17 protein-coding genes are annotated in these 17175 nt (G+C 48.6%); 13 read left to right on the forward strand and 4 right to left on the reverse strand.

Going from position 1 to position 17175, the window contains the following annotated elements:
* Window positions 1–4 precede the first annotated feature (4 nt).
* The 4 genes from LQ229_RS05640 (at window position 5) to LQ229_RS05655 (ending at window position 4124) form a co-directional block, all read left to right on the forward strand.
* Window positions 5–889, forward strand: coding sequence for an ABC transporter ATP-binding protein (locus LQ229_RS05640; protein WP_216539825.1), 885 nt, complete (start codon window positions 5–7; stop codon window positions 887–889).
* The gene (locus LQ229_RS05645; RefSeq protein ID WP_230191147.1) at window positions 886–2058 is read left to right on the forward strand and encodes a hypothetical protein; all 1173 of its coding nucleotides are present in this window, start codon (window positions 886–888) and stop codon (window positions 2056–2058) included. Before LQ229_RS05640 ends, LQ229_RS05645 begins: the two co-directional genes overlap by 4 nt.
* An 11-nt stretch (window positions 2059–2069) precedes the next feature.
* A complete protein-coding gene (locus tag LQ229_RS05650) occupies window positions 2070–3239 on the forward strand; it encodes a hypothetical protein (RefSeq protein WP_216539827.1) in 1170 nt (389 codons plus the stop codon).
* 72 nt (window positions 3240–3311) lie between these two features.
* Entirely contained in the window at window positions 3312–4124 is an 813-nt protein-coding gene (locus LQ229_RS05655) for a hypothetical protein (protein WP_216539828.1), read from the forward strand.
* Here LQ229_RS05655 and LQ229_RS05660 read toward each other — a convergent pair.
* Both LQ229_RS05660 and LQ229_RS05665 read right to left on the reverse strand, forming a co-directional pair.
* On the reverse strand, window positions 4084–4692 hold the full coding sequence (locus LQ229_RS05660; protein WP_216539829.1) for a hypothetical protein: 609 nt from the start codon (window positions 4690–4692) through the stop codon (window positions 4084–4086). The two genes, LQ229_RS05655 and LQ229_RS05660, sit on opposite strands and share 41 nt — an antisense overlap.
* Window positions 4693–5153: 461 nt before the next feature.
* Window positions 5154–7181 (reverse strand): beta-galactosidase, encoded by a 2028-nt coding sequence (locus tag LQ229_RS05665; RefSeq protein ID WP_230191148.1) that lies wholly within the window; start codon window positions 7179–7181, stop codon window positions 5154–5156.
* A gap of 117 nt (window positions 7182–7298) precedes the next feature.
* Here LQ229_RS05665 and LQ229_RS05670 point away from each other — a divergent pair, with 117 nt between their 5' ends.
* The 5 genes from LQ229_RS05670 to LQ229_RS05690 all read left to right on the forward strand — a co-directional run bounded on the left by LQ229_RS05670 (window position 7299) and on the right by LQ229_RS05690 (window position 10877).
* Window positions 7299–8129 carry an AraC family transcriptional regulator gene (locus LQ229_RS05670; RefSeq protein ID WP_230191149.1) on the forward strand — a complete coding sequence of 277 codons (831 nt, stop codon included), beginning with the start codon at window positions 7299–7301 and terminating at the stop codon, window positions 8127–8129.
* Window positions 8130–8150: 21 nt separating this feature from the next.
* Entirely contained in the window at window positions 8151–8678 is a 528-nt protein-coding gene (locus LQ229_RS05675; protein WP_216539831.1) for a GNAT family N-acetyltransferase, read from the forward strand.
* Between the two features lie 106 nt (window positions 8679–8784).
* Window positions 8785–9552: a type I methionyl aminopeptidase gene (map, locus tag LQ229_RS05680; RefSeq protein WP_216539879.1), complete on the forward strand. Its 768-nt coding sequence runs from the start codon at window positions 8785–8787 to the stop codon at window positions 9550–9552.
* Between the two features lie 307 nt (window positions 9553–9859).
* Window positions 9860–9967 (forward strand): YjcZ family sporulation protein, encoded by a 108-nt coding sequence (locus LQ229_RS05685; RefSeq protein WP_230191150.1) that lies wholly within the window; start codon window positions 9860–9862, stop codon window positions 9965–9967.
* A 472-nt stretch (window positions 9968–10439) separates the two neighbouring features.
* Entirely contained in the window at window positions 10440–10877 is a 438-nt protein-coding gene (locus tag LQ229_RS05690) for a hypothetical protein (protein ID WP_230191151.1), read from the forward strand.
* A 363-nt stretch (window positions 10878–11240) separates the two neighbouring features.
* Here LQ229_RS05690 and ahpF read toward each other — a convergent pair whose 3' ends face one another.
* Both ahpF and ahpC read right to left on the reverse strand, forming a co-directional pair.
* Window positions 11241–12770, reverse strand: a complete 1530-nt coding sequence (ahpF, locus tag LQ229_RS05695) for an alkyl hydroperoxide reductase subunit F (protein WP_216539833.1) — start codon at window positions 12768–12770, stop codon at window positions 11241–11243.
* A 14-nt stretch (window positions 12771–12784) separates the two neighbouring features.
* Window positions 12785–13348 (reverse strand): alkyl hydroperoxide reductase subunit C, encoded by a 564-nt coding sequence (gene ahpC / locus LQ229_RS05700; protein WP_216539834.1) that lies wholly within the window; start codon window positions 13346–13348, stop codon window positions 12785–12787.
* A 574-nt stretch (window positions 13349–13922) separates the two neighbouring features.
* On the opposite strand from ahpC, the gene LQ229_RS05705 reads away from it, so the two are divergent.
* The 4 genes from LQ229_RS05705 (at window position 13923) to LQ229_RS05720 (ending at window position 17149) form a co-directional block, all read left to right on the forward strand.
* Window positions 13923–14567, forward strand: a complete 645-nt coding sequence (locus LQ229_RS05705; protein ID WP_356709735.1) for a GNAT family N-acetyltransferase — start codon at window positions 13923–13925, stop codon at window positions 14565–14567.
* 60 nt (window positions 14568–14627) lie between these two features.
* The gene (locus LQ229_RS05710) at window positions 14628–15209 is read left to right on the forward strand and encodes a hypothetical protein (protein ID WP_230191153.1); all 582 of its coding nucleotides are present in this window, start codon (window positions 14628–14630) and stop codon (window positions 15207–15209) included.
* Between the two features lie 66 nt (window positions 15210–15275).
* Window positions 15276–16454: a MalY/PatB family protein gene (locus LQ229_RS05715; RefSeq protein WP_230191154.1), complete on the forward strand. Its 1179-nt coding sequence runs from the start codon at window positions 15276–15278 to the stop codon at window positions 16452–16454.
* 41 nt (window positions 16455–16495) lie between these two features.
* Window positions 16496–17149, forward strand: coding sequence for an HAD family hydrolase (locus LQ229_RS05720; RefSeq protein ID WP_230191155.1), 654 nt, complete (start codon window positions 16496–16498; stop codon window positions 17147–17149).
* Window positions 17150–17175 lie beyond the last annotated feature (26 nt).

A 17175-nucleotide genomic window follows, 5' to 3' on the forward strand; every position in this document is an offset into this window, starting at 1 on the left:
TAACATGATCGTCGTCAAAGATGTAAGCAAACAGTACGGCGCATTTTCCGCTTTAACCGATCTTAATTTAGAATTTTCCAACGGGGTGTACGGTTTGCTCGCTCCGAACGGCGCCGGGAAAACGACTTTGATCAAAATGTTGGTCACATTGATCGCGCCGAGCCAAGGAGAAATTTTGTATCATGGACGCAACATCTTCGATATGGGCGAACAATACCGCGATTTGCTCGGTTATTTGCCGCAGCAGTTCGGGTTTTACAAAAACGATTCTCCCAAGCGATATTTATCGTATTTGGCCGCTTTGAAAGGAATCGGGAAAAAGAAGGCTGCGGGGAACATTGCGGAACTATTGGATAAAGTCGCGTTAAGCGATGTGGCCGACAAAAAGATGAAAAAATTCTCCGGCGGCATGATTCAGCGCGTCGGCATTGCGCAGGCGCTTCTTAACGATCCGCAAATTCTCATCCTCGACGAGCCTACGGCGGGATTGGACCCGAAAGAACGCGCACGCTTCCGCCACTTGCTTACCGAACTGGCCCGGAACAGGCTCGTGATTATATCCACGCATATTGTGTCCGATATCGAGTCGATCGCCAATGAAGTGATTATGATCAAAAATAAACGGCTTTTGTATAAAGATACGGTGAAAAACATTTGCGATTCGCTTGAAGGGCATGTGTATGAAGCGTCCATCGGTTACGAGCAACTGGATTCGTTTCGCAAGCGGCATGTCGTTCTTGCGGAAAAACAGGAGAGAGGCGTCATGATCGTACGCTTTGTCCATCATGGCGAAGGGGAACCGGAGTGGCAGGCTGTCGCGCCTCATTTGGAGGACGTCTTCTTGTACGAATACCGCGACGAAATGCGAACGGAAGCACAGCCGGTATGAGGGTGATTATCTATGAATGTAAAAAAGCGTTCCGTTCGCCGATACTGATTGCCCTTCTTGTATTGTTCTGCGCATTTAATATTTACGTCATTTGGAATGAATCTTATCGTACCGACGAGCTGAAAATTGCGGGTCAATTGGCGGAAACGTACGGAATCCGGATTACGGACGAGTCGCTGCGCCAACTGGAAGCAGATTTGAGAACCGGTATGGCCGAGCGGCATGGAAAACCTGTACCTGCCGAGTTGCAACTGAAAGGAATGTATTGGCAGATAGCCCGAAACATTGACAGCGAATACGAGAAGATCGACTGGAACGAGATTGCGAATGTCGAAATTGCAAAGTATCGGCTGAGCGGCCGCGTGGCGGACATGTTCAAGAGCGAGTATGGCAAGTTGTCGCAACGTTTCGAAGCGATGAAAGAACAGGATGAGCATAAAACGTGGTTTTTCGCCGGGAAACCATACAGAATGCATGGTTTTCTGTTTGCGTCGGTATTCAGACCGATCCTCTATGAAGCATTGATTTTGGTCGTTCTGGCTACGGCTCTGATTGCAAACTATGAATTCGAAAATAAAACATACCTTGTTACCTACTCAACAAGAAGAGGCCGATTATTGATGAAGGATAAACTGGCGGCTTCCTTATTGATGGCAACCGGTATGTTGACGGTACTGTTGGCTGTTACGTTAGGGTTTTATTTCTCCGTATTCGATTACTCGCGTTTGTGGGGCAGTTCGATCAGCAGCGCGTTGAATTGGGAGTATAGTTTAGACGATCTTCCGTATGTTTCCTGGTGGAATCTATCGTTTGCGGGTTATTTGCTGTGCAGCGTCTTGCTGGTATATCTATGCATGCTGCTCCTGTCGGGCATTGTCTTTTTCCTGTCGGTATGGGTGAAGAACAGTTATTTTGCTTTTTTTCTCTTTGCGGCATTTTTCGTTTCTGCGTTGCTTCTGCCGAGCTTCGTACCGTCTCCGCTTCTGCTGTTCATCGCGGTCCATAACTTGTCCGTACTTTTCATGAATCCTCATGTCTGGTTTATGGGCAACGGCGGATTGACAATGTTCCAAAGTTATGAACCGGTTACGGTGGGAAGTTGGACGATCATCACAGCCGCTTTATGTATGTTTTCTTTGCGAAGGTTTCAAAAACAAGAAATTCATTGAGGAGAACCGTCATGCGAGTGTTATGGAATGAAATCAAGAAAATATGGAATTGGAAAATACTCCTGCTGCTTTGTATTGCGAATGTGTTAATGTGCCTCTTGTTTATAGAAAATCCCGCTACGGCGATTACACGCGGAAGACCGGCGCTTGACGAATACCGCATTGCCGCCGAGATGGCCCGCCAATACGGAAGCGATATGGAGGAGGAGGACTTTGCCCATTTCAAAAAAGCTTACGAAGCGCAAATCGGGGAAGCCGGGAACTATTTGCGGGCAAGGCCCGAGTTTGCGGCGGCAGGCATTCGGTCTTATGAGGATTTTATGCATTTTGATTCCGATGATAGCGAGCAGAACGCCCTTCGCAATAAGGTCTTGTTCAAGGAAAAGGTCGATCTGTTCTGGGAGCTTCAGGCGAGAAGAATATTGATCGAAGAATGGCACGACAATCGGGCCCAATGGATGGAACGCGCCTGGGAAAACGCGGGGGACGCCAAACAAAAGGCGCGCTTGGGCGAATTAAGAGCAGCCGGGCATGTTCAAACGTATCCGGGAATTGTTCTTCAAAATTATAAGGATTTTATCTCAAGTGTGGCCGTCGCCGTGATCGTAAGCGTCGTGATGGCACTGTCTCCGGTTTTTATTAAAGATCGTTTGGGACGAATGCTGGATTTGCAGTATACGACCCGGCAAGGACGGAATTTATATAAGACCAAAGCTGCGGCAGGGCTGGTTTCGGCATGTATCGCGATAGCGTCTTTGTTGATCGTTTATTTGGGACTGTACGCATTCATTATCAACCACAAGGTATTGCGCCATGACAACCTGTCCGTATTTTTTCAGGTGCCGCTCCATACGTTTACCGGTTCGTATTATTGGTATGATCCGACGTTCTTGCAGTACGTTATATTAACGATTGCGGCGGTGGTCGTCCTCGGATTGGCGTTTGCTCTGCTCGCGATGTGCTTCTCCGGCTTGATGTCGAACTATGTGGCATTAATCGGCGTACAAATCCCATTCGTTTTCGGGGCGCTTTTTTTCGGGTTATATTATTGTCTGGATCATATTATTGACATTCGGATGGCGAAATGGATGGCACCGGTGCTATACAGTTTGGCGGCTGTCTCAGGCGCGGCGTTTATGCTGCTGTTATGGAGACGGGAGAAGAGGCGCGATATTGCATAAGCGGCGGTTAATCATCCTTGCGGGAGGATCGGGCCGAAAGATGTCGAATAAACAAAGGGTAAAGGAGGTTCTATGCATAATCAACTGTCTATACCCGTCAACCTAGTCCATTGGCTGTCGCTGCGCATGTGGATTGCCGCCCTGTTGTTCATCTTCGCCGCGCTTGGCATCGTTCGAAACCTCCAGCTGGAAGCTGCCCATGCGGACCGATTGCTGACAGGGCGGACGACAGGACAGATCACGAAGGTGGAGCTTGAAAATCAAGGCAAGGGATACCGCGATTATTCGTTCACGTATACTTACGAAGTCAACGGAACCCCCTATACCGGCATCTCGTATCAATCGATCTCTTCGTCGTACAGGGTCCCGCTTCACGAATTGGAATCGACGGCGGTTCTATACAATCCCGAGTCTCCTGCCGTCTCCAAACTGCCCGGCACGGCGCCGGTCGAACTGGCTACCGTGTCATACGTGATCGGCCTCGTCGTTTCGGGCATTGCCGTGACCGTATTTGTCTCGATCAATATAAGAAGATTGGGGACGATGAAGAGAGGCGTTGCGCGTACCGCGACATGCACTCGTTATTACAAAACGTCGAAGGGCGACCATGTTTATATCGGATATTATTCGGCGCCGAACGGAAAGAAACAGACTTTCCACGAAAGCAGGAGTCTATTCCGCATCAAAAACGCCAAATCCGGCATTCCGATTATTGTAGACAAGTTCAAGCCGACCATTTATGTACTTTTGCAACGGATTCCACAAGGCGTCTACTTGTCCGAATCCGAGCGGAAATGGAAAGTCCGGCCCTGGAGGCTGGCGGTCTGGACCGGTACGCAGGCGGTTATGGCGATTCTGATCGCTGTTTCGTTTGCGATTGGGTGATCCAATCTTGAAATTGCATTAATGTTCTTACATTATCGTCCAGAACAGCCCTGTAAATGTCATAGCTTTTGACTTCTTTTCCGTACTCTGAACGGGATGCCCAGAAATCTTTGATTGTTAGGATGGATTCCCGCAAGTCCGGGGTAAGTCTATCGGGCATCGTTCGAATATGCATAAGATCGGGCTGTTTATCCGGTTCGTCGACGAACCAGATATCAAGCGTCCAATCCATCCCGTTCAGCGCCTTGTACTTTAACCCAATGTAAAATCCGTCAGGGTAGTTAGGATCGGTATTCCAGTCGCCGGAGTCATTCAAGAACCGAAGCTCCCGTACGCCTTGGCGGATCATGAGTTCGGAAGCGATTTTCGTTACCGCAGCGATGTCGAGCTTCGAACAGACTACGGTGATATCCAGATCCCTCCATACCATCAATCCGAGAGCGGCGCTGCCGACTCGCACCGGCTCGCCCGCCGAGGACAGCAATTCATCGATGTTCAATTCAACCGCTACCGTACTCGCCTCGAGTTGCAATTCACGTTGCCTTGTCAAAAGTTCGTTCTCGGCCATTTTCATCACTCTCCTTAAGTATAGTCAGTATGCAACCAAGTTTATCATATTGCAACGAAATGTCATAGAAGAGAAGATTCCTGCTGCAGGGGGACTCTTCTCTTTCCCATTCGGCAGAACCGGGTTGACGACTTATTGGAACGAGTAAGTGCGCGGCGTTGATGCCCGCCCATTGGATTTCGTCCAACAGATCAACCCTTCATAGGGTAAAAGGCAGCTCTTCGTTGGAATTCATCCAATTGAAATCTCATCAAATAAGGCTGAAAGACGGCCATTAGGAGAAATCTGTTGGATGATTTCCAATGGCAATGCGGTTTGATCCATAATAAGGCGAATTGGATTGGACATAATCCAACGGACGGACGAAAGAGGTGGCAGGGAAAAAATCTTGACAAGTTAGTCATTCCAAAATGAAGTCCCGGGAACAGCCCAGGACTTCATTTTTCTTGTGACTATAAAAATCAAACGTTCAAGGACCGGAGAATACTCAATTCATTTTTCTGTAAAACGATGTTATCCGAAACGGTCGTCCGGCCAAGCATGTCGTCAAACTGCCCTGGCGGCAGCGGAATCGTGACCGTTTCCGGCAGGTGGTTAAGGATGAACCAATAACGCCGATCTTCATGTTCCCGGCAAGTCACCTCGACTCCTTCCGGAGCGGCGAGCGGCGCTTCGACGTTCGAATCGGAGAGCAATCGATCGAGCAGGCGCGATATAAATGCCGGTTCCGCTTGCGTGCCGACATAATAAGCTTTGCCTTTGCCGAAAGCGTTCACCGTTGCGGCAGGCATGCCCGCGAAGAAATCGTCTGTAAATGCCGCGATCGATTGGGCGCCCTCCAGTCGAATCAAGTCGGCCCACAGATTGCACGAATATTCGCCATACAGCGTGGCTTCCGTAACGGCGACCCGATTCGTTTGTCCGGGAAGCATCGGATCGAACTCTTCGACGCAAATGCCGAGCAGTTTGCGCAGCGGCGCGGGATATCCGCCGAGATGAATGCGGTCGTGCTCATCGACGATGCCGCTGAAAAACGTAGTTAGCAGCGTACCGCCGTTGCCTACGAACCGTTCGAGATTGTCGGCGACGCCTTCGGCGACCATGTACAGCGCGGGGGCGATGACGAGGTCGTAACGGGAGAGGTCGTCGGCGGGTTGCACGAAGTCGACGGCAATATTTTTCCGGAATAAATGATCGTAATAATGTCGGATTTGTTCGATATACTTAACATCCGCGCTCGGCTTGGACGGCAGTTCGAGCGCCCACCAGTTGTCGTAATCGAATACTATCGCCGCTTTGGCGGAAATGCGCGATCCTACGATTTCGTCCAACATCTTCAGCTCGTTTCCGAGCTGTTCCACCTCTTTATATACACGGCTGTGCTCGTCGCCCGTGTGCGTCACCATCGCCCCGTGAAATTTCTCCGCCCCTGCCCGGGAAGCGCGCCATTGAAAGAACATGATCCCATCCCCGCCGCGCGCCAAGGCTTGATAGCTCCATAAGCGCATCACCCCGGGACGTTTCAACGGATTATGCTGCCGCCAGTTCACTTGGCTCGTCACTTGTTCCATCAGCATGAACGGTTGCCCGCCGCGCAAGCTGCGCATCAGATCGTGATCCATCGCCGCTCCGACCGGTATGCCTGCCGTCGGTTCGGGATAGCTGTCCCATGTTACGATGTCCATATGCTTCGCCCATTTGAAGTAATCGAGCGGTTTGAAGTGGGGCATGAAATTGGTCATTACGGGCAAGTCGGGCGTTCCTTCCTTAATAACGCGGTATTCGCCCAAATAGCATTCCAGCAAGCTGTCCGACATGAACCGCTGATAATCCAGAAGCTGTCCCGGATTCGCGTAAGTCGGCGTTTTGCCCGGCAAGTGAATCTCGCTCCAATCGTAATAGGTTTGGCTCCAGAAATTGGTGCCCCACCGGTCGTTCAACGTTTCGATCGATCCGTATTTATCCTTGAGCCAAACCCGGAATGCGGCTTCGCATTGCTTGCAATAGCATCGCGAAATATGGCAACCGTACTCGTTGTTAATATGCCACATCGCCAGCGCCGGATGCGATTTGTAGCGGTTCACCAGTCGCCGTACCAGCTTCTGCCCGTATTCGCGATAGACGGGGCTATTGGGGCAATAATGTTGCCTCGAACCGTTCGTATAGCGAGCCCCGTTCTCGTCGACCGGCAGCGTCTCGGGATAGTCCCGCGCCATCCAGGCGGGCGGGGAAGCGGTGGCCGTCGCCAAATCGGCGTAAATGCCGTTGTCCGCCAGCAAATCCATAAGCCGGTCGAGCCAGGCAAAGTCGTAACGCTCTTTGTCCGGTTGCAGCAGCGCCCAACTGAAGATGCCGACGCTTACGAAATTGACGCCCGCTTTTTTCATGAGACGCATGTCGTCGCGCCAGACCTCCTCGGGCCATTGCTCCGGATTGTAATCGCCGCCGTAACATATTTTGTCTGGAAAAGGTATGCGCATGGATGCCATAATAAAATCCTCCCATTGAAATAATACTATATGAATATCATAGTTAGATGATATAATCTATTCAATCAGAACATTTTCGCATCGATATAACTAATTTCGCATTTAGGGGCGATGGCGGTGAATGAATGCATTTTTCCTTCGATTACGGAAGAAGAACAACGGCTGCCGTTTTACATTACGAGCGCCGGAGGTTGGGATAATCAGGAGCCGATGCGGCGCGAGGAAGGATATCCGGACTTCCAATGGATCCAAACGATGAACGGAACCGGACTCTTGCGCGTCTCGGGGAAGGAATTCGCCGTAACGCAAGGCGAGGGCATGTTTCTGTTACCGAATGAAACTCATGAATATGTGCCGGTCGACAAACCGTGGGAAGTCCGATGGGTCGCGTTCAATGGGGAACAAGCGCATCCATTGCTTGCGGCGATGGATATGAAGGAATCGAAAGTGATGCGCATATCCAATCCCGACCGGTTGTTGCAGCACATGCACGCGGTCGTTCGTCTGCTTCGTTCGGCCGATCCGATGCGCGGCTTTCTATGTTCGGCACTGATGTACCAGATCATTGTAGATTTGTTTATCCATGCTTCCCCGGCGGAGGTCCGTTCGAAGAGACAGCATTACGAACAGCTCGCCCCTGCGCTCCGCTTCGTCGAAGAGCGGTACGGCGAGCCGCTTACGCTTGCCATGCTGGCGGATTGCATGCAGCTGTCTCCGCAATACGTCTGCCTGTTGTTTCAAAAAACGATGGGGCTGCGCCCTTTCGAATATGTCGCGCAAGTCCGGATGAGCAAAGCGAAGGAAATGCTGCTCAACGATCCGGATATGGATGTCAAGGAGGTGGCCCGCCAAGTCGGTTACGATCATTCAAGCTATTTCATCAAACTGTTTAAAGAAATGGAAGGCATTACGCCGACAGCATTCCGTAAAATCCATAAAATACGATAATGTTTTCACGGGAGGTTCATTATGATTGAATATCGTTATATGACCCAGGAACAGGCCGACAAGTTGCAGGAAATCGACCGGTCGGAATATATTGATGTAATATATGAAATGCGGGACGGCATCGTAACGGAACGTAAAGCCGGACATGATTGTGCGAATTGGAACGAGACGGAATTAACCGAAATCAAACAACGATATTTGTATGAATTGCAAAACGGCGGACTCGCCATTGGCGCATTTGACGGAAACAGACTAGCAGGATTCGGCGTTCTTGCCCATACATTTAGAGGGATGAATCGGGACCGGCTCCAAATCGATCTTATGTACGTATCCAAAAATTACAGAAGACAAGGCATTGGAAGCAACATTTTAAACCGGTTGGCCGCGGAAGCGAAAGGAAGAGGGGCCAAATATTTGTACATTTCGTCGACGGAAACCGGATCGGCGGTATCCTTCTACAAAAGGAACGGGAGTCAGATCGCGGATGAGATTGATGAAGAGCTATTTCTGAAAGAGCCCAAAGATATTCATATGATCAAACGGCTATAATTCGTGGCACCAATGAGCCCACTTCGTAAACTACCATTCTATGCGTAGAAAAGCGGATTGGCGGAAACTGGTGTAACAAATTAGACCATAAGGAGGAGAGATGACAGTGATAACGTTAAAATCGGAAAGAGAAATACAACAAATGCACGAAGCGGGCAAATTGTTGGCCGCTTGCCATCGAGAAATTGCGAAAATGATCGAGCCCGGCATTTCAACGTTCGCCATCGATCAATTTGTAGAAACATATTTGAAAAAGCATGGGGCCACGCCGGAACAGAAAGGATACAAGGGTTACCAATTTGCGACTTGCGCCTCCGTTAACGATGAAATTTGCCACGGTTATCCGCGGAGAGACTCTCTTCAAAACGGCGATATCGTTACGATCGATTTCGTCGTGAATCTTAACGGCAGTTTGGCGGATTCGGCATGGACGTACGCGGTTGGGGATATTTCGAATCAAACGAAAAAGTTGTTGAAAGTTACATACAATAGTCTTTATAAAGGGATTGAACAAGCGATCATCGGCAATCGTATCGGGGATATCGGGCATGTCATTCAATCTTATGTCGAAGCGGAAGGGTTTTCCGTCGTCAGAGATTTTACGGGCCATGGCATTGGACCTGTCATCCATGAAGAACCGCAAGTTCCCCATTTCGGTTTGCCGGGGAAAGGGTTGCGATTGAAAGAAGGCATGGTCATTACGATCGAACCGATGGTGAACGAAGGAACGTGGCACAGCCGAATGGATGCGAACGGATGGACGGCAAGAACCGTTGACGGGAAACGTTCGGCGCAATACGAGCATACGATAGCGATCACGAAGGACGGACCGCTTATTTTAACGCAGCAAACGTGCCGGATGTCCTTCTTGTAGCGGCGTGTTTTCTCTTTCAATAACTGCCGTAAGGAATGAGAAAATCAAATTGTGGCTGTTTTTCCTCCCCCTCCGCATACGAGTAATTTTCATTTTACAGGAAAAGACGGTTTTTTTGTGCCCTTTTTAACATTCAACAAAAACGGGGCCTCCAGAAAGTCAGCTTTCACTGCTTTCTGGACAGCCCCTTCGTTGAGTTATGGGCAGGAGGCCAAACTGGATCAAGCATTACATACGTCCAATCATGACTAACATCATGGACATACATATATAAGGTAATGACTTTAATACGAAGGGAGCATACAAAATGTCTTCTGTTGTTGGAGGATTCGGGTTCACAAGCACAGGTGTTATTCTTGTCCTTTTCATTCTCCTTGTCATTGTTGCTTGTTCAATATGTAGATTCAGCTACTAAATTTCAGGCACTGGGGCTGCCCAATAAGTCCCTAAAACGAAAGCAGGACGGAAAAATGAGACGTTTTTCCGCCCTGCTTTTTTGTACCAATGTTAACTTTCATTTTACAGGAAAAGACGGTTTTTTTGTGCATAATTTTTAAATATTTTAATGTATGAGGTTGTCCGAACTGCCGGTTGGTCAGCCATTGCGCAGTCACGATGCGGCGATCAGGGCGAAGATGTTTTTGAACAAGATCGGAGGTACAAACGGCTTGCTCATATGCCAGGATGAATGAAAAAGCAATTCTGCCGGGATGATAACTTGTTGCAACACTTGTTCCTAACGTGTAGTGTAGAATGTAGGATTATCTTATGCATTACAGGAAGAGGTGCGGAGTTTGGCAACATTTAAAATAAAAAATGTCCTTTTCTTTCATGAAAAAAAGAACGTCAACGTTCTAGACGAAGGGGATCGTACCATCGCCAAAGTTATGAAAGTATCAAACTCGGGAAATGAGGCGGGCAAAACCTTCGTCTTAGAGCGAAACGGAGATCAAGCTGTTCTAGGGATACAAAAAGGGCGTCTCGTCTTTGCAAATTACAGGTTTCAAATCGATGGAGAAGAATTTATTTTGAAGGATAACGCTGTCAACAGCCTTCTTTATTTCTGTGTGGACGGCACGGCTTTCGGGAAGAAGCTGCGGATCGAAGAGAATTGGGACGAAGAGATTGAAGTGAAAGTGGACGGCCGGAAGGCAGCGTTAATGAAACCGAATACCATTTCTCTTGAAGCAACGATTGTAATGGACGAGGAAGTTGCGGGAGATTGGATGCTGTTCTCGTTAACATGCTTAATGTATTTCATGTTTATGATATATAAGGATGAAACGGACATCATAGAAAGCATTTTTGACGGACTAGAGGAATAAAGCGAGTCGTTATGAGCCATATCAAATTCGGTCGGCTTATGGTTAAAGGGCGGGCTCTATGTTAAAGTAGATAGAGACAGTAGAATGGTGTTTCATAATGATTGAATAAAGGATCGTGCATCGTTGGGGGGGGAGTTCAATGGATGTGCCGATTGGCGTATGGATTAGCTCGATCATCATCATTTTTCTTATCAGTTATATCACTTTCTGGGTCACGAAGAAGGCTTACTCCAGGAAATGGGACGAACAAGAATAATAGCCCGGCCGCCTAGTATGGAAACCTTATTCTGTTATGCCGAAAGCAAGAAAGTCGCCAAACTACAGTGAGTAGCTAGCGACTTTCTATTCGTTCCACTTCGTTTCTTAATTTCGAATGAGATAATCGAATGCGCCCAAGGCAGCATTTGCGCCGGATCCCATCGATATAATGATCTGCTTGTAGGGACTATTGGTGCAGTCGCCTGCCGCAAATACGCCCGGTACGTTTGTAGCGCCATGCCGGTCGACTACGATTTCCCCGAAGCGAGTACGCTCCACGGTATCTTCTAACCAATCCGTATTAGGTACAAGACCGATCTGAACAAATACGCCCTGCAATTCAATATGACGTTCCGCTCCCGTGTCACGCTCAATGTAGGTAATGCCGTTTACTTTATCAGTGCCGGTAATTTCTTTCGTTTGAACGTTTTTAAGGACCGTTACGTTAGGAAGGCTATAAAGACGATCTTGCAATACGGCGTCGGCTTTCAGTTCCGGCATGAATTCAAGCACCGTAACATGCTTCACAATGCCGGCGAGGTCGATCGCCGCCTCAATACCGGAGTTGCCGCCGCCAATGACCGCAACGTCTTTCCCGGTGAATAAAGGACCGTCGCAATGAGGACAGTAGGCCACGCCTTTATTCTTGTACTCTGCTTCGCCAGGTACGCCGATATTGCGCCAACGGGCGCCTGTCGAAATGATGACGGTCTTGCTCTTCAGAACAGCGCCGTTTTCAAGTTCAACTTCGATGAAGTCTCTCTTCTCCAAACGTTTGGCACGCTGCAGTTTCATGACGTCAATGTTGTACTCTTTCACATGTTCTTCAATCGTCGCCACAAGTTTCGGACCTTCCGTATATTTGACGCCGATAAAGTTCTCGATGCCGAGCGTATCCAAGACTTGACCGCCGAAGCGTTCGGCTACGATGCCTGTGCGAATGCCTTTGCGCGCCGCATAGATCGCTGCGCTAGCGCCGGCTGGGCCCGCCCCGACAACAAGAACGTCGAATGGATCCTTATTGTCAAATTCCGAAGCGTCCGGAGCATCACCCAACTTGGCGAGAATTTCCTCCAGCGACATACGGCCGCTGCTGAAAAACTCTCCGTCGAGGAGCACCGTCGGTACCGCCATGATGTTCTTGCTCTCGGCTTCTTCCTTGAACGCAGCTCCGTCAATCATGGTATGCGTGATGCCCGGATTGAGGATGCTCATCAAGTTCAACGCCTGCACAACGTCAGGACAGTTTTGGCAGGTCAAGCTGATGTAGGATTCAAAGTGATATTCGCCGCGAATGTTTTTAATTTGGTCAATGACGTCTTGTTCCACTTTCGGCGCTCTTCCGCTAACTTGCAGCAGAGCAAGCACCAATGAAGTAAACTCGTGACCCAAAGGAATTCCGGCAAACGTCACGCCAGTATCTTCGCCCGTACGATTCACACTAAAACTTGGCGTTCTAGGCAATCGGGTTTTTTCTACCGTAATTTTAGATGACATGCCGGCGATTTCATCCACCAGCGCCAGCATGTCAATAGATACGGCATCGGACTCAGCGCTGACTTTTAGCACTACATCGTTTTCCATCAGTTGAAGATATTGTGCTAATTGTGCTTTTATATCCGCGTCCAGTGCCATTTTTCACCCGCTCCTTAAATTTTTCCGACTAGATCAAGGCTTGGCTTAAGCGTCGCAGAACCTTCTTGCCACTTGGCCGGGCAAACTTCGCCCGGGTTGTTGCGGACGTATTGGGCTGCCTTGATTTTGTTAATGAGAGTGCTCGCATCGCGGCCGATACCGCCTGCGTTAATTTCAACGGCTTGGATGACGCCGTCCGGATCGATAATAAACGTACCGCGATCCGCAAGGCCATCTTCTTCGTTCAGCACGTCGAAGTTGCGGGAAATCGTGTGCGACGGGTCGCCGATCATGATGTAAGTAATTTTGCCGATCGTTTCTGAGGTGTCGTGCCATGCTTTATGTGTAAAATGAGTATCCGTCGAAACAGAGTAAACTTCAACCCCAAGATCCTTCAATGTTGCATATTGATTTTGCAGATCTTCCAACTCGGTTGGGCAAACGAATGTAAAGTCAGCCGGGTAGAAGCAAACGATGCTCCATTTGCCTTTGAAATTCGCTTCCGTTACTTCGATAAAGTCACCGTTATGGTAGGCTTGAGCTTTGAATGGCAGTACTTCTTTTCCAATTAATGACATGATTGATATTTCCTCCTTCAAGGTATTTGTAATTATTATAATCTAATATTAATTATATTAAACTGCATTTGTCAAGTGTCCTTATTGTGTCCGAAATGGCGGATAAATATGACAATTGCTTGAACTCATCGTTTTGCTGGTCTCCTGGCCTAATAGCGAGAGATTAAGAGATTGGCGTAAATAGTCCCGCGAGATTATCTCTTATTATAATATAGAAACGATGCTAGTTGAACAATACCATGTTAGCCATGAAGCCGATCGCGATCGGTGCGGGATTTCTGCAAAAAGTCCGGGTATTCCATGCTAATGTTGGGGGAAGATGGTACAATAGGTAGAGGAATTTCGCATACATGGAACATCGCAACGATTAGAATGCGGTACTTATTTCGAAGAAATAGGATTGAGGTGAGTTATGACTTCCTTACTCCCATCTGAACAGTTGATTAGAGAAATCGAATTATCGGAATTAGCGTATATGTATGACCGTATGGCCGCAATCCGGGATCGAAGCGGTAATCCCGAAGGGATAGAAATGCAATATTTCGGAAATGCGCTTTGTTTATACAGCAGAACCATGCCCTGGCCAACGTTTAATACTGTCAAAGGAATCGGCGGCGGCGACCTGGAATATCTGGACCGGATTATTCATTTTTATCGGACGAGAGACCGGAAAGCCCAATTCGAAATTATTCCTTCCCGCGAAGACCGGAATCTACTGGAGGCATTGTCCGAACGCGGCTTTTATCAATCCGGGTTTCATACGTCATTATATATCGAACCGACAGAAAATGCAGACGACAACCGGGACCGCATTGCAATTCATGAGTTAAGGGAAGATCAATTTGATCTCTATGCGACCATTCATTGCAGAGGAACGGGATTAACAGACGACGGAATTCCGTACGTTGCGGAGAATAATAAAGTCCTGTACAATCGGCCCGGCTGGAAATTTTACATCGCCTACATGGATGAAAACCCGGCAGCGGTAGGGGTTATGTATATAAAGGACCGCATCGCTTCATTAACGTTCGCGGCGACTTTGCCCGAGTATCGAAATCAAGGATTGCAGCAAACGCTATTGCAAAGAAGAATTCGCGAAGCCAAACGGAACGGTTGCAAGCTTGCCGTAAGCCAATGCGCTTTTTTGTCGCAAAGCCATCGTAATATGGAGCGGGCCGGAATGAAGATAGGTTATATAAGGACGACCTGGACGGAGTGAAAAGCGCCGCCCGGCCGACATCATTGTTGAGAAATCCGAGCCTAGTTATAATAGTCGCAGATGTGTAAAATATGGAAGGAGGTGTTGGCCATCGCTTTCAAATTTCTGATCGTCCTATCCTTTGCTTGTTTTATTTTGACGAGTTGTACGGGAGGGAACGGTTCGCCGGAGGCGGCGCCGGCCGCTCGGCAGGAAGCCGTTCGCAGTGGCGAGAATCGACCTGCCCCCGGTCCGGACGAATCGATGTTTCGTATCGAAGTAACCGTTCCGCCCGGGATTACGGCAGAGCAACCGTTTAAGGCAGAAGGGGCTTTGATCAATAAGAGTCCAACCGCATGGGAGATGGAACATGGCGCCGATATGTTTACCTACTCCATTTACGACGGGAACGATAGGCCTGTTCTCCAAGAATGGAACACGATCGCCGTTACGAGTATCGGAATCGGGACGACATTATCGCCCGATGCGGCATACAGCTATGACGGCCGCGAGCACACCAGCATTCCGCTAAACGAATTGACCGTCAAAGAACCGGGGGAGTATACCGTTGTGGCTCATGCGCAATTTACAATTCGATACGAGGGTAAGAGCTATCATTTTAAAATATCGTCCGATCCTTATGAATTTAATGTAATGAAGTAGAAGGTTTGGCGGTTTGCTTGCGAATCATGTACGATATAAACAGAACAGACCATGAGGTGATGCTTAATGAAATACAATTTTGATCTCGTCGTAAACCGGAGAAATACGAACTCGTACAAATGGGACCAGACGAAGCAATTGTTCGGGGATGCAGATATCCTTCCGCTCTGGGTTGCCGATATGGATTTTGAAAGCCCGCCTGCCGTCAAGGAGGCGTTGATCAAGCGGGCGATGCAAGGAACCTACGGATACACGATACGATCTTCGGAATACGAAGCGGCGATCGTCAACTGGTTTGCAAGAAGGCATGGATGGTCGCTTGAACCCGCTTGGCTTGCGGATGTGCCTGGCGTCGTTACCGCGCTTAGTTTGGCGATCGATTTGTACAGCGCTCCCGGCGAACAAGTCATTTTGCAATCCCCGGTTTACAATCCTTTCTATGACGTTATTCGGTTGAACGGGCGGAAAATCGCCGAAAGTCCGTTGATCATCAACAATGGCCGATATGAAATGGATTATGGGCATCTTGAACAATTAATGAAACAAGGGGCCAAAACCATGCTGTTGTGCAGCCCGCATAATCCGGTGGGACGAGTGTGGGAGCGCGAGGAACTGCAAAAATTGAGCGAGTTGTGCTTGAAATACAATGTGCTGATCATCTCCGATGAAATTCATTGCGACTTGGTGCTGCCGGGATATAAGCATATTCCGTTTGCATCGTTGTCTGAAGAAATTGCGGCACAAACGGTTACTGCGACGGCGCCGACCAAAACGTTTAACTTGCCCGGATTGCAAAGTTCGTTCGTAGCGATCTCCAACCGCGAATTGAAGCGGCGTTTCGATGATCGCCTTAAGATGTTAAGCCTCCATTCAATGCCATACTTTAATGTGGACGCAGTGACTGCCGCATATAACGATGGGGAGGAGTGGCTTGACGAACTGCTCGTCTACCTGCAGGGGAACGTTCAATTCGCGATCGATTATTTGGAACGCCACTTGCCGCAAGTGAAGGCCATTCGCCCGGAAGGAACCTATCTGTTATGGGTCGATTACCGTAATTTGGTTGGCAGTGCCGAAGAGATCAAAGATCTGATGTTCAAGCAAGCGAAAGTCGCATTTACGGAAGGATCGATATACGGTGAAACGGGACTGGGGTATATCAGAATCAATTATGCCTGTCCGCGTTCCGTGCTGCATGAAGCGTTGGAACGTTTCTGCCGCGCCGCTCAAACGAAGGTTCGATGAACCGCCATAACAATATCGCATAACGAAGGAGAGCATACTTGATGGAAGCATTTATTTTTGACATGGACGGAGTGATTATCGACAGCGAGCCGCTTCATTTCGAAGTCGATATCCATACGATGAAACATTTCGGGATTGAGATCACCCAGACCGAACTTGAAAGATTCGTAGGGATGACGAATCCCGAGATGTGGGACATTCTTACGCGGGAATATCAAATGCGGCAGTCGGTTTCGGAAATTATCGAATATCAATTATCGCTGAAAATTGAAAGGTTGAGATCGCTTGATATTGGCCCGATCGACGGAATTGCGAATTTAATCTCCGAGTTGAAGAGATTCCGAATCCCGATGGCGCTCGCTTCCTCGTCACCGCGCGCATTTATTATGGCGGTTCTGCAAAAGTTCGGTATCGTAGGCGAGTTTGCCCGCATTGTGAGCGGCGAGGAAGTGAACAAAGGCAAACCTGCGCCCGATGTATATTTGGAAGCGGCCAAGCTGCTGGAAGTACGTCCCGGCCAATGCGTCGTGCTTGAAGATTCCATGCATGGAGTCGCGGCGGCCAAAGCGGCGGGAATGAAATGTATCGGATTCGACAATCCGAATTCCGGGAATCAAGACTTATCGAATGCGGATGTCATTGTAACATCGATCAGGGATATTCGGGTGGAAGAACTTCTGAAACAGGGGGATTGAGTTATCGTTTGCCGGTTATGCAAAAT

It is taken from the genome of Paenibacillus sp. CECT 9249, from assembly GCF_918697855.1.
Taxonomy (GTDB): Bacteria; Bacillota; Bacilli; order Paenibacillales; family Paenibacillaceae; genus MSJ-34.

Excerpts from the sequence above, each read along its gene's own strand:
- LQ229_RS05640 (WP_216539825.1), top strand. The coding sequence starts at position 5 with ATGATCGTCGTCAAAGATGTAAGCAAACAGTACGGCGCATTTTCCGCT.
- LQ229_RS05645 (WP_230191147.1), top strand. The coding sequence starts at position 886 with ATGAGGGTGATTATCTATGAATGTAAAAAAGCGTTCCGTTCGCCGATA.
- LQ229_RS05650 (WP_216539827.1), top strand. The coding sequence starts at position 2,070 with ATGCGAGTGTTATGGAATGAAATCAAGAAAATATGGAATTGGAAAATA.
- LQ229_RS05655 (WP_216539828.1), top strand. The coding sequence starts at position 3,312 with ATGCATAATCAACTGTCTATACCCGTCAACCTAGTCCATTGGCTGTCG.
- LQ229_RS05660 (WP_216539829.1), bottom strand. The coding sequence starts at position 4,692 with ATGGCCGAGAACGAACTTTTGACAAGGCAACGTGAATTGCAACTCGAG.
- LQ229_RS05665 (WP_230191148.1), bottom strand. The coding sequence starts at position 7,181 with ATGGCATCCATGCGCATACCTTTTCCAGACAAAATATGTTACGGCGGC.
- LQ229_RS05675 (WP_216539831.1), top strand. The coding sequence starts at position 8,151 with ATGATTGAATATCGTTATATGACCCAGGAACAGGCCGACAAGTTGCAG.
- LQ229_RS05685 (WP_230191150.1), top strand. The coding sequence starts at position 9,860 with ATGTCTTCTGTTGTTGGAGGATTCGGGTTCACAAGCACAGGTGTTATT.
- LQ229_RS05690 (WP_230191151.1), top strand. The coding sequence starts at position 10,440 with ATGAAAGTATCAAACTCGGGAAATGAGGCGGGCAAAACCTTCGTCTTA.
- ahpF (WP_216539833.1), bottom strand. The coding sequence starts at position 12,770 with ATGGCACTGGACGCGGATATAAAAGCACAATTAGCACAATATCTTCAA.
- ahpC (WP_216539834.1), bottom strand. The coding sequence starts at position 13,348 with ATGTCATTAATTGGAAAAGAAGTACTGCCATTCAAAGCTCAAGCCTAC.
- LQ229_RS05705 (WP_356709735.1), top strand. The coding sequence starts at position 13,923 with ATGCCCTGGCCAACGTTTAATACTGTCAAAGGAATCGGCGGCGGCGAC.
- LQ229_RS05710 (WP_230191153.1), top strand. The coding sequence starts at position 14,628 with ATGTGTAAAATATGGAAGGAGGTGTTGGCCATCGCTTTCAAATTTCTG.
- LQ229_RS05715 (WP_230191154.1), top strand. The coding sequence starts at position 15,276 with ATGAAATACAATTTTGATCTCGTCGTAAACCGGAGAAATACGAACTCG.
- LQ229_RS05720 (WP_230191155.1), top strand. The coding sequence starts at position 16,496 with ATGGAAGCATTTATTTTTGACATGGACGGAGTGATTATCGACAGCGAG.